Annotated in this window: 15 protein-coding genes; 3 read left to right on the top strand and 12 right to left on the bottom strand. The window is 50.1% G+C overall.

Features of this window, described 5'->3' with window-relative positions; all coding sequences use genetic code 11:
* Window positions 1-4: 4 nt before the first annotated feature.
* The 12 genes from nuoI to F569_RS0109840 all read right to left on the bottom strand — a co-directional run bounded on the left by nuoI (window position 5) and on the right by F569_RS0109840 (window position 10,420).
* A complete protein-coding gene (nuoI, locus tag F569_RS0109895) occupies window positions 5-496 on the bottom strand; it encodes an NADH-quinone oxidoreductase subunit NuoI (protein ID WP_026942076.1) in 492 nt (163 codons plus the stop codon).
* Window positions 497-1,579 (bottom strand): NADH-quinone oxidoreductase subunit NuoH, encoded by a 1,083-nt coding sequence (gene nuoH / locus F569_RS0109890; protein ID WP_026942075.1) that lies wholly within the window; start codon window positions 1,577-1,579, stop codon window positions 497-499. It abuts the gene before it with no gap.
* Window positions 1,579-3,687 carry an NADH-quinone oxidoreductase subunit NuoG gene (nuoG, locus tag F569_RS0109885; RefSeq protein ID WP_026942074.1) on the bottom strand — a complete coding sequence of 703 codons (2,109 nt, stop codon included), beginning with the start codon at window positions 3,685-3,687 and terminating at the stop codon, window positions 1,579-1,581. Before nuoG ends, nuoH begins: the two co-directional genes overlap by 1 nt.
* A 2-nt stretch (window positions 3,688-3,689) precedes the next feature.
* Window positions 3,690-3,950 carry a hypothetical protein gene (locus F569_RS17445; protein ID WP_051279699.1) on the bottom strand — a complete coding sequence of 87 codons (261 nt, stop codon included), beginning with the start codon at window positions 3,948-3,950 and terminating at the stop codon, window positions 3,690-3,692.
* 3 nt (window positions 3,951-3,953) lie between these two features.
* The gene (nuoF, locus tag F569_RS0109875; RefSeq protein ID WP_026942073.1) at window positions 3,954-5,261 is read right to left on the bottom strand and encodes an NADH-quinone oxidoreductase subunit NuoF; all 1,308 of its coding nucleotides are present in this window, start codon (window positions 5,259-5,261) and stop codon (window positions 3,954-3,956) included.
* On the bottom strand, window positions 5,261-6,391 hold the full coding sequence (gene nuoE / locus F569_RS0109870) for an NADH-quinone oxidoreductase subunit NuoE (RefSeq protein WP_026942072.1): 1,131 nt from the start codon (window positions 6,389-6,391) through the stop codon (window positions 5,261-5,263). The genes nuoF and nuoE overlap by 1 nt, the downstream gene beginning before the upstream one ends.
* 178 nt (window positions 6,392-6,569) lie before the next feature.
* Complete coding sequence (locus F569_RS0109865; protein WP_026942071.1) at window positions 6,570-7,766, bottom strand: NADH-quinone oxidoreductase subunit D; 1,197 nt, start codon at window positions 7,764-7,766, stop codon at window positions 6,570-6,572.
* Entirely contained in the window at window positions 7,763-8,203 is a 441-nt protein-coding gene (locus tag F569_RS0109860) for a hypothetical protein (protein ID WP_026942070.1), read from the bottom strand. Before F569_RS0109860 ends, F569_RS0109865 begins: the two co-directional genes overlap by 4 nt.
* Window positions 8,200-8,793 carry an NADH-quinone oxidoreductase subunit C gene (locus tag F569_RS0109855; protein WP_026942069.1) on the bottom strand — a complete coding sequence of 198 codons (594 nt, stop codon included), beginning with the start codon at window positions 8,791-8,793 and terminating at the stop codon, window positions 8,200-8,202. Before F569_RS0109855 ends, F569_RS0109860 begins: the two co-directional genes overlap by 4 nt.
* A 3-nt stretch (window positions 8,794-8,796) precedes the next feature.
* Window positions 8,797-9,363: a NuoB/complex I 20 kDa subunit family protein gene (locus tag F569_RS0109850; protein WP_026942068.1), complete on the bottom strand. Its 567-nt coding sequence runs from the start codon at window positions 9,361-9,363 to the stop codon at window positions 8,797-8,799.
* A gap of 3 nt (window positions 9,364-9,366) precedes the next feature.
* A complete protein-coding gene (gene ndhC / locus F569_RS0109845) occupies window positions 9,367-9,732 on the bottom strand; it encodes an NADH-quinone oxidoreductase subunit A (protein WP_026942067.1) in 366 nt (121 codons plus the stop codon).
* Window positions 9,733-9,934: 202 nt separating this feature from the next.
* Window positions 9,935-10,420, bottom strand: a complete 486-nt coding sequence (locus tag F569_RS0109840) for a YcgN family cysteine cluster protein (protein ID WP_026942066.1) — start codon at window positions 10,418-10,420, stop codon at window positions 9,935-9,937.
* Between the two features lie 17 nt (window positions 10,421-10,437).
* On the opposite strand from F569_RS0109840, the gene F569_RS17440 reads away from it, so the two are divergent.
* The 3 genes from F569_RS17440 (at window position 10,438) to clpA (ending at window position 15,254) form a co-directional block, all read left to right on the top strand.
* Complete coding sequence (locus tag F569_RS17440) at window positions 10,438-12,444, top strand: transglycosylase domain-containing protein (RefSeq protein ID WP_051279697.1); 2,007 nt, start codon at window positions 10,438-10,440, stop codon at window positions 12,442-12,444.
* 112 nt (window positions 12,445-12,556) lie between these two features.
* The gene (clpS, locus tag F569_RS0109830) at window positions 12,557-12,886 is read left to right on the top strand and encodes an ATP-dependent Clp protease adapter ClpS (protein WP_026942065.1); all 330 of its coding nucleotides are present in this window, start codon (window positions 12,557-12,559) and stop codon (window positions 12,884-12,886) included.
* A 37-nt stretch (window positions 12,887-12,923) separates the two neighbouring features.
* A complete protein-coding gene (gene clpA / locus F569_RS0109825) occupies window positions 12,924-15,254 on the top strand; it encodes an ATP-dependent Clp protease ATP-binding subunit ClpA (protein WP_026942064.1) in 2,331 nt (776 codons plus the stop codon).
* Window positions 15,255-15,266 lie beyond the last annotated feature (12 nt).

Raw genomic sequence — 15,266 nt, 5'->3', positions numbered from 1 at the left:
CGCTTTAACGGTAAGGTGCATCCAATGCTAAGTTTTTGGCAATCTCGCGTTCCCAGCGATCGCCATTTTCTAGCAGTTTTTCTTTGTCATAATAAAGCTCTTCGCGGGTCTCTGTCGCGAATTCATAATTTGGCCCTTCCACAATTGCGTCAACGGGACAGGCCTCTTGGCACAACCCGCAATAAATACATTTGACCATATCGATGTCGTAGCGAGTCGTGCGGCGAGACCCATCTTCGCGAGGTTCAGCTTCGATTGTAATCGCTTGGGCGGGGCAAATAGCTTCGCAAAGTTTACAAGCGATGCAGCGCTCTTCACCGGAAGGATAACGGCGCAGGGCATGTTCCCCGCGGAAACGAGGCGATAAAGGCCCCTTCTCAAACGGATAGTTAATTGTAACTTTTGGACGGAAGAAATACTTCATGGCGAGCCAAAAGGCCGAAGCAAATTCTAAAAGAAGCGCGCCGCGCAAGATCTGTTTAATACGGGTAAACATCTAAGCACCTCCCCCCAGGAAGACAACGAATGTCGAAACGATAACGACGGCCGCGAGTGACGTTGGCAGAAAAACTTTCCAGCCCAAGCGCATGAGTTGGTCATAACGATAGCGGGGAACAATTGCTTTCACCATTGCGAACATAAAGAACATCAAAAGACATTTCAGTGTGAACCAGAAAACAGGCGGGACAAATTGCACGCCAATATCAATCGGAGCGTGCCATCCACCAAGGAATAGGATTGTAAACATCGCGCACATCAGCGTCATGTTGAGATACTCACCAAACATAAAGAGCAAGTATGGTGTGGAGGAATATTCGACCATAAATCCTGCCACCAATTCGGATTCTGCCTCTGGCAGATCAAATGGCGGACGGTTCGTCTCAGCTAACGCTGAGATAAAAAACATAATACCCATATAAAACATGATGGGGAATAATAGAATGTTCCAGATACCATATTCGCCCATCGGATTAAGGCGGAACATGTTCCAATTAAACAAACCTCCGGCTTGTGTATCAACAATTGCAGAGAGGTTCATCGATCCTGAGAGAAAGATAACAGTCAGAATGATAAAGCCAATAGAGACTTCGTAAGAGATCATCTGCGCGGCCGAGCGCAACGCTCCCATAAAGGGATATTTAGAGTTAGAAGCCCAACCCCCAATGATGATGCCGTAAACGCCTAGCGAGCTGATCGCGAGCACGTAAAGAACGCCGATGTTAATATCAGACATAACCCAACCAGGGGCGATTGGGACCACGGCCCAGGCCAGAAACGCCATGACAAGTGTGATGATGGGCGCGAGAATAAAGAGACCCTTATCAGAGCCTGACGGGATAATGATTTCCTTAAATACAAACTTCAGGAGGTCCGCAAAAGACTGCAACAAACCAAACGGGCCAACCACGTTAGGACCTCGGCGCATTTGAACTGCCGCCCAGACTTTCCGATCCATCAAAATAAGGAAGGCAAGTATAACGGATAAAAGAAGCACGAAAGCGCCCACCTGTGCGAACTTTAATCCGAACCACGCAAGCGGTGATAAATCCGACCAGAATTGCATAAGAGACATCGTCATTATTCCGCCGCCTCTTGCACTTGGTCGCCATCTTTAAGCGCAGAGCACTCCGCCATTACATCAGAGGCGCGCAAAATTGGGTTTGTCATGTAAAAATCTATCACGGCATTTTCGAAAGGTGCAGCAGAGACTTTGCCGCTCTCACCCATGGCAGAGATATCAAAATCCTCAGCGCCGCTTGCGCCCGGGGCATAACCTAGTCCCGCAAATGTGGGATGATCTGCAAAGAGCTTTTCGCGTAACTCACCAAGGTTATCATAAGGCAGAACGCGGTTCACATGGCCGGAAAGCGCGCGAATAATCGCCCAATCCTCTTTGGCCTCACCTTTCGGCGCAACCGCCCGCGTTCCCATTTGAACGCGGCCTTCCAGGTTCACATAAAGTCCGTCTTTTTCTGAGTAAGCGGCCCCCGGCAAGATCACATCAGCGACATGCGCGCCAGCATCCCCGTGGCTACCCTGATAAATCACAAATGCATTTTGAAGCTTGGAGGTATCCAATTCGTCTGCCCCCATAAGGAAAACTGTCTTCATAGCGCCTTGCTGAGCTGCATCAAGAATTTCGATTGTGCCTAGCCCGCCTTCGCCAGGGAGGAAGCCCATATCTAGGCCAGCTACACGAGAGGCCGCCGTATGCAGTATATTAAGCCCGTTCCACCCTTCCCGAACGAGATTTACTTTTTTCGCTAATCCACTGACAGCTTTAAGTATCTGATCTGTATCTGCACGGTTAAGAGCGCCCGCGCCTAAAATAATGGCGGGATTTTTCGCGGCCTTAAACGCCTTCGCGAATCCCTTCGTCGATTTGGCAATAGACGCTATGTCAGACGGCTTCGTGCCTAAATGCTCATACTCATAAGTTAGATCTTCGGGGTCACCTATAAGACCGATTTCCATGCCGCCTGCAATCCATGCTTTCCGCAAACGCGTGTTGACTAGCGAAGCTTCTAAGCGAGGGTTTGCTCCGATAATTAGAACAGCATCAGCATCTTCGATACCATCGATAGTCGAATTAAAGATGTAAGATTGGCGCGCGCCTTGCCCGATGGTCATCCCGTCTTGGCGGCAATCAATATTCTTCACGCCAAGGCTTTCCATCAAGTCTTTAAGCGCCTTCATGGATTCCGCATCACATAAATCACCTGCAATGGCAGCGATAGACTCTGGCTCACCTGAGAGCTTTTCAGCCACAACAGCGAGAGCTTCGTCCCACCCTGCGGCGCGGAGCTTTCCATTCTCTCGAATGTAAGGCTTATCCAAACGCTGACGCGCAAGACCATCCCAGTTAAAGCGGGCCTTATCCGTAATCCATTCTTCGTTCACAGCGTCATTTATCGTTGGCATGATACGCAATACAGCGCCGCGGCGGCTATCGACGCGAATGTTTGATCCAACGGCATCCATAACGTCAATAGACTCAACGTGATCCAATTCCCAAGGCCGTGCGTTAAAGGCATAAGGCTTGGAGGTCAGCGCGCCAACAGGACAAAGATCAATGACATTGCCTGAAAGCTCAGATGTCAGAGATTGCTCTAAATATGTTGTGATTTCAGCATCTTCTCCGCGAGAGGCCAAGCCAATTTCTTCGACGCCAGCCACTTCGGTGACGAAACGCACACAGCGCGTACACTGAATACAGCGCGTCATGATCGTATTGACCAGAGGGCCCATATGTTTGTCATCAACGGCGCGCTTATTCTCTTCAAAACGAGACGCATCACGGCCATAGGCCATAGCTTGGTCTTGAAGGTCACACTCACCGCCTTGGTCGCAAATCGGGCAATCGAGTGGGTGATTGATAAGGAGGAACTCCATCACGCCTTCGCGTGCTTTTTTCACGGTCTCGGAATTTGTGCGGATATTAGCAGGCGTGCCGTCACGGTTCGGGCGCAAATCTTTGACCTGAAGCGCACAAGAGGCTTGCGGCTTCGGCGCGCCAACCCACTCGACGAGGCACATGCGGCAGTTACCCGCCACAGAGAGGCGCTCATGGTAACAGAAACGCGGAATCTCTGCCCCTGCTGCCTCTTCACAGGCTTGCATCAGCGTGTAATCCGCTGGCACTTCATATTCAGTGCCATCAATATTTAATTTGCGTAGGTCGCTCATCTCTATGAGTCCTCAAACTTTTCTGCGGCTTCCATAAACGCGCTATCCGTTAAGTCCAGTCGACGTTCAATTCGTTCAATACGCCCGCCGAATTTATCTAATCGGTGATGTGTCTCAGCCATATCTACTTTCAACTCGCCGATACCGCGTTCAACAGCCGTCATTCGTCGATTGAGACTGCCAACCTCATCTTTAACACCTCTCATGTCTTCACGGATTTCGCGAAGCATGCGTAAGGTTAAATCTTCGAATTCAGCCGCCACGATTTACTCCGCCGCCTGAACGAAGACCGGTTTATTGGCCCGGTAATTATCTATGCGCTCTTCGATTTCGTGGCGGAAATGGCGGATAAGACCTTGAATGGGCCATGCCGCCGCGTCGCCGAGGGCACAAATGGTATGGCCTTCGACCTGTTTTGACACTTCGAGGAGCATGTCAATTTCTGACGTCTCCGCCTCGCCTTTGACCATGCGTTCCATAACGCGCCACATCCAGCCAGTACCTTCGCGGCAAGGCGTACATTGCCCGCAACTTTCATGCTTATAGAAATAGCTCAGCCGCGCGATAGCTTTGATAACGTCGGTGGATTTATCCATAACAATAACTGCCGCCGTGCCGAGGCCCGATTGATGCTCACGCAAAGCGTCAAAATCCATCAAGACCGTATCGCAAATTTCTTTCGGCAAGAGCGGAACTGAAGAGCCGCCCGGAATAACGCATTTCAGATTATCCCAACCGCCGCGAACGCCGCCTGCATATTCCTCAAGAAGTGTCTTCATCGGAATGGAGAGCGCTTCTTCGATATTACATGGCTTGTTGACGTGGCCAGATATGGAAAAGACCTTGGTGCCTTTATTGTTGTCACGGCCAAATTGCGTCCACCAATCAACGCCGCGGCGCAAAATTGTTGGCACAACAGCAATAGATTCAACATTATTCACAGTGGTCGGACAGCCATAAAGCCCTGCCCCAGCGGGGAATGGTGGTTTGAGGCGTGGCTGCCCCTTTTTACCTTCGAGCGATTCGAGCAAAGCTGTCTCTTCACCGCAAATGTAGGCGCCAGCCCCATGATGCATATATATGTCAAAATCCCAGCCCGTCCCGCAAGCATTCTTACCGACAAGACCTGCCGCATAGGCTTCTTTAATCGCCGCGTCCAAACGGTTACGTTCTTGGATATATTCGCCGCGTACATAGATGTAACACGCATGGGCTTGCATCGCGAAGGACGCGACCAAGCAGCCCTCGATCAGTAAATGCGGGTCATGGCGCAAAATATCGCGGTCTTTACAAGAGCCCGGTTCAGATTCATCAGCATTAACGACGAGGTAATGCGGGCGATTGCCCACCTCTTTCGGCATGAAAGACCACTTTAGGCCCGTCGGGAAACCCGCGCCGCCGCGCCCGCGAAGGCCAGAGGATTTTACTTGATCAATCAGCCAGTCTTTGCCTTGCGCCAACATCGCCGCTGTGCCGAGCCATGCGCCGCGATCACGCGCAGCATCCAGACTCCAATCATTCAAGCCATAAAGGTTTTGAAAGATACGATCTTTATCTTCGAGGAGCTTAACCATTATGTCTTACCCTTCTTTGCGGTAGCTTTTGCCAAAGCCTTACCCTGTTTTACCCAATCATCACGCTTCACACGGCCCGTCGCGAGTGACTTAATTTTCGCTTCAACAACCTTAACGTCGGCAACTTTCCAAGCGCCAATTTGACGGAAGTAATAGACGCCATTTGAATTGAGTTCTTTTTCAAATTTCGGGCCAATGCCTTTGATAAGCTTTAGATCATCGGGCGCGCCGTCTGTTGCACCTTCGGTATAGAGAACCTTAGGCTTTGCTATTTTCTTTGCAGCAGGTTTAGACGCTTTCTTAGGTAATCCCTTATTTGGATCATCGTCCACAAGGCCAGCCGTAAGATCACGCCCCAAATTTCCACTACGCTTCTTAGGATCAGCGCTCGCCTTACGGTTTGGATCAACCCAGCCTTTGCGCGTGGCGCGTTTAGCCTTAGGATCCCATTCGTAATAATTGACCGTCGTTTTCTGATCCGCATTTGGGAGCTTTTTCAGCGTGCCGCGGGCTTTTGATAAATTCTTTGTCGTGAGGGCCATCGCGCCGCCAATCGGCTCAGAACTAAAGCGGCCATTTTTCGGACCTTGCGGTGGCTTCTTGCCTGCCACCAATTCATCCAGAACAGCCTCAAGGCTTTCGGCTGTCAAATCTTCGTAATAGTGATCGCCATCGCCATTTGAAATCTGCACCATCGGCGCATTAGAACAGGAGCCGAGACATTCAACTTCGAGCCAAGACAGCTTCCCATCCGCAGAAATTGACCGCTGCGGCCCTATTTTACGGGTCAGCATCTCTTTGAGCTCATCAGAACCACGCAGCCAGCACGGCGTCGTGCCGCACATTTGCACATAATGCTTCCCGACAGGTTCCAGATTGAACATGGTATAGAAAGTCGCGACTTCGTAAACGCGGATATAGGCCATATCGAGCATATCGCCGAGCTCGCGCAGGGCCAGTTCAGGGAGCCATCCACCCGCATCCTTTTGCGCAATCCACATCGCTGGGATAAGCGCGGACCGCTTACGGTCAGACGGGTATTTTTTGACCCATGTGCCGATTTCCTTCTTCGCCTTGGAAGAAAGCGAGAACTCAGCAGGTTGGCGAATAGCTAAACGGCGGGCACTCATGATATTTCACCCACACGCGTCCTCACCCCGCTCGCGGGGGAGGTGTCCCCGAAGGGCACGCAGGGGGAATTATTATCAGTAATGTGCAGTGTCAGCGATTGGACGAGAGAGATTCCCCCTCCGTCGCTGCGCGACACCTCCCCCGCTAAAGCGGGGTGAGGACGCATTCTAGCAATACTCATCGGTCAATCTCTCCAAACACGATGTCGAGCGAACCTAGGATCGCAGAGACATCGGCAAGCATATGCCCTTTATTGAGGTAATCCATAGCGGCCAAATGCGGGAAGCCCGGCGCGCGGATATGGCAGCGATAAGGCTTATTCGACCCATCAGAGACGAGATAAACCCCGAACTCACCCTTAGGCGCTTCGACGCAAGTATAAACTTCGCCCGCAGGGACGTGGAAACCTTCAGTATAGAGTTTAAAGTGATGAATGAGCGCTTCCATGCTCTGCTTCATCTCAGCGCGGCGCGGCGGCGTGACTTTGTTATTTTCGCTCATGACGGGGCCTTCAGGTATCATTTCGAGGCACTGACGCATGATTTTCACGGATTCATGCATTTCTTCTACACGGCAGAGATAACGGTCATAGCAATCGCCATTTTTACCGAGCGGAATCTTGAAATCGAGTTCTGAATAAACCTCATAAGGCTGATTACGGCGCAAATCCCACGGAATACCGGAGCCGCGCACCATCACGCCAGAGAATCCCCAATCATAACAATCCTGCTTGGACACAACACCAATATCGACATTGCGCTGTTTGAAAATACGGTTCCCCGTCAGCAGTGTTTCAATATCATTGAGTTTTTCAGGGAACTGATCACACCAAGCAAGCATATCGCTGATCAGCGCAGGCGGCAGGTCTTGGTGAACGCCGCCGGGGCGGAAATACATGGCATGCATGCGCGAGCCGCAAGCCCGCTCATAAAACACCATCAGCTTTTCGCGCTCTTCAAAGCCCCAAACAGGCGGGGTCAGCGCGCCAACATCCATGGCTTGCGTGGTTATGTTGAGCATATGGCTAAGAATACGGCCAATTTCAGAATAGAGCACACGAATGAACTGCGCGCGGCGCGGCACTTCGATATCCATTAGCTTTTCAATCGCGAGGCAGAAAGCATGCTCCTGATTCATCGGCGCGACATAATCAAGACGGTCAAAATATGGGAGCGCCTGCAGGTAAGTCTTATGCTCAATCAGCTTTTCCGTGCCGCGATGCAGCAAGCCAATATGCGGGTCAACGCGCTCAACAACTTCGCCCTCAAGTTCGAGGACAAGACGGAGCACACCATGAGCCGCAGGATGCTGAGGCCCAAAGTTTATGGTGAAATTACGGTCATCACCTTGTAGGGTGGCTTCGGTAGTGGTCATTTTGCTGCTGCCTTATTTTTTGAAGCATTTACCGCAGTCAACAAAATCTTCATGCAAGCATCCGCAGTAATAGACCGCTCAGATGAACTAGCATCATCCGAATTATCAAAACTTGGTCGCAGTTTTACAATTGTGGCTTCACTCATAATTTCTTCGTGAGCAGCTTCGTAACCATCAATAATATATAGGGCGTCCAACCAGACGCTCTGAGCAAATCGTGCACCAGATACAGCTGCCTGGCTTTCCGCAGCAAGAGCCGTTTGCTCAGTTACATATGCAGCACTATAACAATCTATAAAATCCTGCATCGAGAGCGACATAGGCAACTCATCAATAAGCGCCAAACGATCTTGTAACTCTTTATCAGACACTTCAGCTGCCGCGGCTAAGCTGAAAAAACAAAGAACAGATGCAAAAAGACAGGCAAAACGCATCATCCCTTCTCCACATTCTCATCACCCGGCAGCACATATTTCGCGCCTTCCCAGGGGGACATAAAGTCAAAGCTGCGATATTCTTGTGGCAGGTTCACTGGCTCATAGACGACGGATTTGCGCTCTTCATCATAACGGACTTCGACGAAACCTGAGAGCGGGAAGTCTTTGCGGAGTGGATAACCTTCAAAGCCATAATCAGTGAGGATACGACGTAGATCAGGATGTTGGCCAAATAAAATGCCATACATATCAAAGGCTTCGCGCTCATACCAATCGGCATTAGGGAAGAGTGAGGTCACGCTATGCACGGCCACCTCTTCATCCGTCGTCACTTTGATACGGATGCGCGTATTATGCGCCATAGAGAGCATATGATAAACTACATCAAAGCGGCGCTCACGGCTCGGATAATCCACACCGCAAATATCAATCAGGCTTGAGAATTTACAAATCGGGTCATCGCGCAAAAAGCTGATAACCTTGACGATTTCCGCGCGGCGCGCTTCTAGCGTCAATTCACCGTTCTCGATGACAGCCGCATTAATCGCCTCGCCAAGCTGAGCTTCGATATGATCTTTTAAGTCCAACATAAATTAGCGCTCAATATTGCCTTCGCGGCGGATTTTCTTTTGCAGTTGCAGGATACCGTAAACCAAGGCTTCCGCCGTTGGAGGGCACCCAGGCACATAAACATCAACAGGGACAATACGGTCACAGCCACGCACGACAGCATAACTATAATGATAATAGCCGCCGCCATTGGCACATGAGCCCATAGAAATGACGTAACGCGGATTTGGCATTTGATCGTAAACTTTACGAAGCGCGGGCGCCATTTTATTGGTCAGCGTACCCGCCACAATCATAACATCCGACTGACGGGGGGACGCACGCGGGGCAAAACCAAAGCGCTCAAGATCATAACGCGGCATAGAGGCCTGCATCATTTCCACAGCGCAACAGGCGAGACCAAAGGTCATCCACATAAGAGACCCTGTCCGTGCCCAAGTAATCAAATCGTCAGAGGCCGCCGTGATAAAGCCTTTATCCGCGAGTTGGTCAGACATACCGTCAAAAAACGCATCATGCTTTTTCGGGTCATAAGCAGGCGTGCCGAGGTCAACGGCAGAAGAATTCGCAGGTGTCAAAATATTAGCCATTATCTACTCCCAATCCAGCGCGCCAAGTTTCCATGCATAGGCCAGCCCGACGGCGAGTTCCGCGAGGAATATCATTACTACGAACCAACCCCAAAAACCGACTTGGTCAAGTGAGACGGCGTAAGGGAAAAGGAAAGCGACTTCGATATCGAAGATAATAAAGAGGATGGCGACCAGATAAAAGCGCACATCAAATTTCATGCGGCTATCGTCAAAAGCATTAAATCCGCACTCATATGTGGAGAGCTTTTCGGTATCAGCGCTTTTGGGCGCGATGATCGCGGGTGCCAAAAGCAATGCAAGGGAGAAAGCCGTTGCGATTCCGAGGAGGATTAAAACAGGTAAATAATCGAGTAAAAACTCAGACATACAGGCTCTTTTGGTTCGAATTCATGAGCCCAAAAGACTCACACAAACTGTTCACAATCGGAGCGGAACCTAGTCAGAGGCCCCTGTGATTGCAACGCCTATCTTACAGAAATTTCAGAGAATTCGAGTGTGACACTTTGGACTTTTACTTGCGAGCGAGTCGCAGAAATAAGAGCCCTCTTCCCCCGTTAAAATTGCCCCCTTACCCAATATCTGGCTCTCCCGGCCAAATTACAATTCTTGTGGCTTGCTCATCCTCAGACACAAAAACTTCACTTGTCACTGCATCTTGGACACTCATCCCAACCTCATGGATAGCCTTGCGCGAACCGCTGACAAGGTGGTGATATTCTGGCAGGTCCTTACCTTCGGCCACGAGACGGTAGGCACACGTCTGGGGCATCCAATGAAGTTGATCGACATTATCCTTAGTTAGCGTCACGCAATCAGGGACTTTTTTGCTTCGGTTCGCGTAATCTGTACACCTGCATGTTGCGGGATCAAAAAGCTTACAAGCCACATCTGTGATATAAATATCACCCGTAACGTCGTCTTCGAGACGAATGCAGCAGCACTTACCGCAATTATCACAGAGGCTTTCCCACTCTGATGGGCTCATTTCCGCCATATTTTTGGTCTTCCAGAAAGGAAGTTGGGCGTTGAGCTGTTTATTTGTTTTGTTTGGCATAAGGAGTCGCATATAGGATGATTAAGAATATGCCAACATTTCGTGCAGACATAGATGTCGCAAATGACAATAAAGTGCGCAAGAAGCGAAACATCATCTTGTCCGTGTTAGCTGTGCTATGCATTATCGGGACCTTGGGTTATTTCCAGACGCGCTACTACTTGCTCGATGGTATGCCAAACCTGCCTGACAAAGCCACCATGTGGGAAATGAACCTTAAGCCCAATATGACACTTCTGGATAAGGACGGACGTGTCATCGGACATCGCGGACCCTTAGTCGGAGAACCGCTTAAGCTCTCTGATATGCCGGACTATGTATCCGGCGCATTCCTCGCAATTGAGGATGAACGCTTCTATGAACATGCTGGTATTGATCAAAAGGCTATCTTACGGGCCGTGTTTGCAAATACTAAATCAGGCAGCAAAGCCCAAGGGGGCTCCACCCTGACGCAACAACTCGTTAAAACAATGATTTTGACGCCAGAGAAAACCTATCGCCGAAAATTTCAGGAAGCCCTCCTCGCGCGGGACATGGAAGCCATACTCTCCAAACCAGAAATTTTAGAACTATACCTTAACCGCATCAGTCTTGGCCCCCAAATTTTCGGCGTTGAGGCTGCGGCGCAGCGATATTTTGGCAAATCAGCCAGAGATGTGTCGCTCTCTGAAGCTGTTATACTGGCTGCTCTGCCTAAAGCGCCAAGCCGTTATAACCCTGTCTCTAATTTCGACGGCGCTTGGGAGCGGGGGGAGTTGGTTTTACAGCGCATGGTGGTGAACGAAATGATCAGCTATGAACAGATGCAAACCGCCCTCGCCTCGCCGCCAGAAATCGCGGAAGACGCTGAACCCCTTATCGCGCCCGATACATTGGGCTATGCCTTTGACCTTATTTATGAGCGAGCTCATGGCCTGATCGGAACCAATCATAAAGACTTGATTGTGAAAACAACGATTGACGTTGATCTGCAAAATAAAGCTCAAGAGACGATTAGTAATGTCGTCGGCAAATTTGAAAAATCCAAAAAAGTGAGCGAAGGCGCACTCGTGTCAATCGATAATCAGACAGGCGCAATCCGGGCCATGGTCGGAGGACGGGATTATTCAAAGTCGAAATTTAACCGCGCCGCCCAAGCCAAACGCCAACCCGGAAGTGCGTTCAAAGCCTTTGTTTATGCTGCCGCGCTGGAAGATGGTTTTACCCCGGGCACAATCCGTATCGATCAACCCACAGAAATTGGGGATTGGGCCCCTGAAAATTACACGAAACGTTACCGCGGGCCTATGACCCTAAGAGAAGCGTTAAAACTCTCGATAAATACCATTGCGGCGCAAGTCACCTCTGAGATCAGCCCTAGCCGAGTCGCAACATTGGCCACGCGGTTTGGTATAAAAACAGAAATGAGGCCTGAATATTCCATCGCCCTGGGCTCCTCAGAGACAACGCTTTTAGATATGACTTCAGCCTATATGGTCTTTGCCAATGAAGGCTTGTCGCGGCAGCCATACTTTGTTCAAAGCATTACCGACACGGCCAAGAAGACGCTATACACACGGCGCACAGTCAGCCCTGTTCGCACTTATCCGGTCCCCTATGCTCGGCAAATGACATCCATGCTTAGGGATGTCATAGAAAGCGGCACAGGCCACGGCGCTCAACTTGGCTCGCGAGAAGCCGCCGGAAAGACAGGTACAACTCAAGACTACCGCGACGCGTGGTTCTTAGGATTCACAGCGGATTACACAACGGGTGTTTGGATGGGCAATGATGACAACTCGCCTATGCGGAAAATCACAGGCGGGCTCCTGCCGGTTGATGCTTGGAAGTCCTACATGATGGCGGCACATAAAGGCGTTAAGAAAAAGCCTATCAATGCACCTGACCCCCTAATAGAAGACCCTCGAATTCAACAGCAAATTGCCTTTTATGAAGAGCTTGGAACAGCTTTGATCGCAGAACGAGATATTGCCAGCGGAGCTAAATCAGCCGGAAATGCCGGCAGCACGACAGCCGGAAGATAGCTTCACATAGCACAGTAATTCACAACCTTGTCGTGATTGTCACAGTCCCGCCCTTTTATTCGTGCGTATTAAAGCATAGTTTAAAGCAATGAATAAGATGATTCACACATATATGAGCGGCCCCGATAAAGATAATAGCGCGGCTCCGCCTGAGCGCGGCGTCGCGACCAAAGTCAGGCCCAAGACAAAAAAACCATCTATGTACCGCGTTATTCTCATGAATGATGACTACACGCCTATGGAGTTTGTCGTCTCTATACTTATGGGAATATTCAAAAAAACGCAGGAAGAAGCCACTCAGATTATGCTTAACGTCCATAAGACCGGGATAGGAACCTGCGGGATCTACACTTTCGAGGTGGCTGAAACAAAAGTTGCACAAGTTATGGACGCGGCGAAACGCGCACAACATCCACTGCAATGCACCCTTGAAAAGACGTGACTGAATAACAAAATATGACTCTCGAAAGGAATTTATAATGGCTTCATTTTCTCCTGTCCTAGAAGAGACAATCCACCGTGCCTTGACGCTCGCAACTGAGCGTAAGCATGAGTTGGCCACATTAGAACACTTACTATTGGCGCTGCTGGATGACAAAGACGCAGCCGCTGTCATCACAGCCTGTGACGTTGATATTACGCCCCTCAGGGCTGACGTCACGCGTTACCTTGACGAAGACTTGGCCTCACTGGCTGTTGAAGACTTCGAAGAAGCCCGCCCTACAGCAGGTTTCCACCGCGTAATTCAACGCGCAGTTATTCATGTCCAATCCTCCGGACGCGAGGAGGTGACAGGGGCTAATGCCCTCGTTGCCCTATTTGCCGAGCGTGAGAGCCACGCCGTTTACTTCCTCCAAGAGCGGGATATGACGCGCTATGACGCTGTAAATTATATAAGCCACGGGATTTCCAAATCCGGTGAGTCTAATATTGCAAAACCCATTCAAGGCGCGGAGGACGCAGCTACCGGCGAAGACGCTAAACAAAAAGACCCCCTTGAGGAATACACTGTCAACCTCAATCAAAAGGCCCGCGAAGGCGACATTGATCCACTGATTGGACGCGATGACGAAGTTGAACGTTGTATTATGGTGCTCTCACGCCGCCGCAAAAATAACCCGCTACTTGTTGGAGACCCTGGCGTAGGTAAAACAGCGATCGCTGAAGGCATCGCGCGCCGCATCGTCAATGACGATGTGCCAGCGGTTTTGGCTGATGCCACGATCTTCTCACTGGATATGGGCGCACTTCTTGCGGGAACGCGCTATCGCGGTGATTTTGAAGAACGTCTCAAAGCCGTCATGAATAAGCTCCAGGAAACTGAAGGTGCTATTTTATTCATTGACGAAATTCACACTATTATTGGGGCCGGCGCCACAAGCGGCGGCGCGATGGATGCGTCCAACCTGCTCAAACCTGCTCTTCAAAGCGGTAAGCTTCGCTGTATGGGCAGCACAACTTATAAAGAATATCGTCAACATTTTGAAAAAGACCGCGCCCTCTCTCGCCGTTTCCTAAAAATTGATGTGTCGGAACCTACGCCGGAAGATGCTGTAAAAATCCTCATGGGCCTCAAATCCTATTTTGAGGAATTTCATAAAGTCAAATATACAGAAGCTGCCATTCAAGGCGCCGTGGATTTATCCGTACGTCACATTACGGACCGCAAGCTCCCAGACAAGGCGATTGATATTATTGACGAAGCTGGTGCGCGTACAAAACTCGTCGAAGAGAAAAAACGCAAAAGGAAAATCGGCATCAAAGAAATCGAAGCGGTCATTGCCAAGATTGCGCGTATTCCGCCAAAATCTATTTCGCGTGATGATGAGAAAGCGCTCAAGTCGCTCCCGATGGACTTAAAACGCATGGTCTTTGGGCAAGACAAAGCCATTGAGCAAGTCACAGCGGCAGTGAAACTTGCACGCGCAGGTCTGCGTGAGCCAAATAAGCCGATTGGCAGCTATCTTTTTGCTGGGCCGACAGGCGTAGGTAAAACTGAAGTCGCCAAGCAGCTTGCTATGACACAGGGCTTAGAACTCCTGCGCTTTGACATGTCCGAATATATGGAGCGCCATACGGTCTCCCGCTTAATCGGAGCCCCTCCCGGCTATGTCGGTTATGATCAAGGTGGATTACTGACGGATGCTGTGAATCAGAATCCGCATAGTGTGTTGCTTTTGGATGAAATCGAGAAAGCACATCCAGATATCTACAACATCCTCCTGCAAGTGATGGACAATGGCTTCCTGACGGATGCTAATGGCCGTAAAGTTGATTTCCGCAATGTTATTATTATTATGACGACCAATGCGGGCGCTGCTGATGCTGCCAAGTCTGAAATTGGCTTTGGCCGCGGTATGAAATCGGATGAGCAAGAAAACGCGATTAAGCGCCGCTTTACGCCCGAATTCAGAAACCGCTTAGACGCAGTTGTGTCTTTCGCCGCGCTCTCGCCTGAGGACATTGCCAAGGTTGTTGATAAATTTGTTATACAGCTAGAAGCTCAGCTCGCGGATCGTAAGATTGAGTTTGAACTGACCAAAGGCGCGAATGTCTGGCTTGCCAATAAAGGCTATGACAAGCGCTACGGCGCGCGTCCTCTTGGCCGCACGATACAGGAATACATCAAAAAGCCGCTCGCGGATGAGATCCTGTTTGGCAAGCTTAAGCAAGGCGGGTTGGTCAAAGTCGGCGTGGACCGCAAGAAGGTGAACCTAACCTTCAAAATCGTCCCGCCCGCCAAACTGAAAATCGAAGGCCGTAAAGGGGGCAAGGGATTACCTGCCCCTAAGCCGACGGAAGACGCTTAGATAAAATATTAA

It is taken from the genome of Hellea balneolensis DSM 19091, assembly GCF_000428525.1.
In the GTDB taxonomy this organism is placed as follows: domain Bacteria; phylum Pseudomonadota; class Alphaproteobacteria; order Caulobacterales; family Maricaulaceae; genus Hellea; species Hellea balneolensis.
The sequence above is the reverse complement of the archived record's forward strand: the minus strand, read 5'-3'. Positions and strand labels throughout refer to the sequence as shown.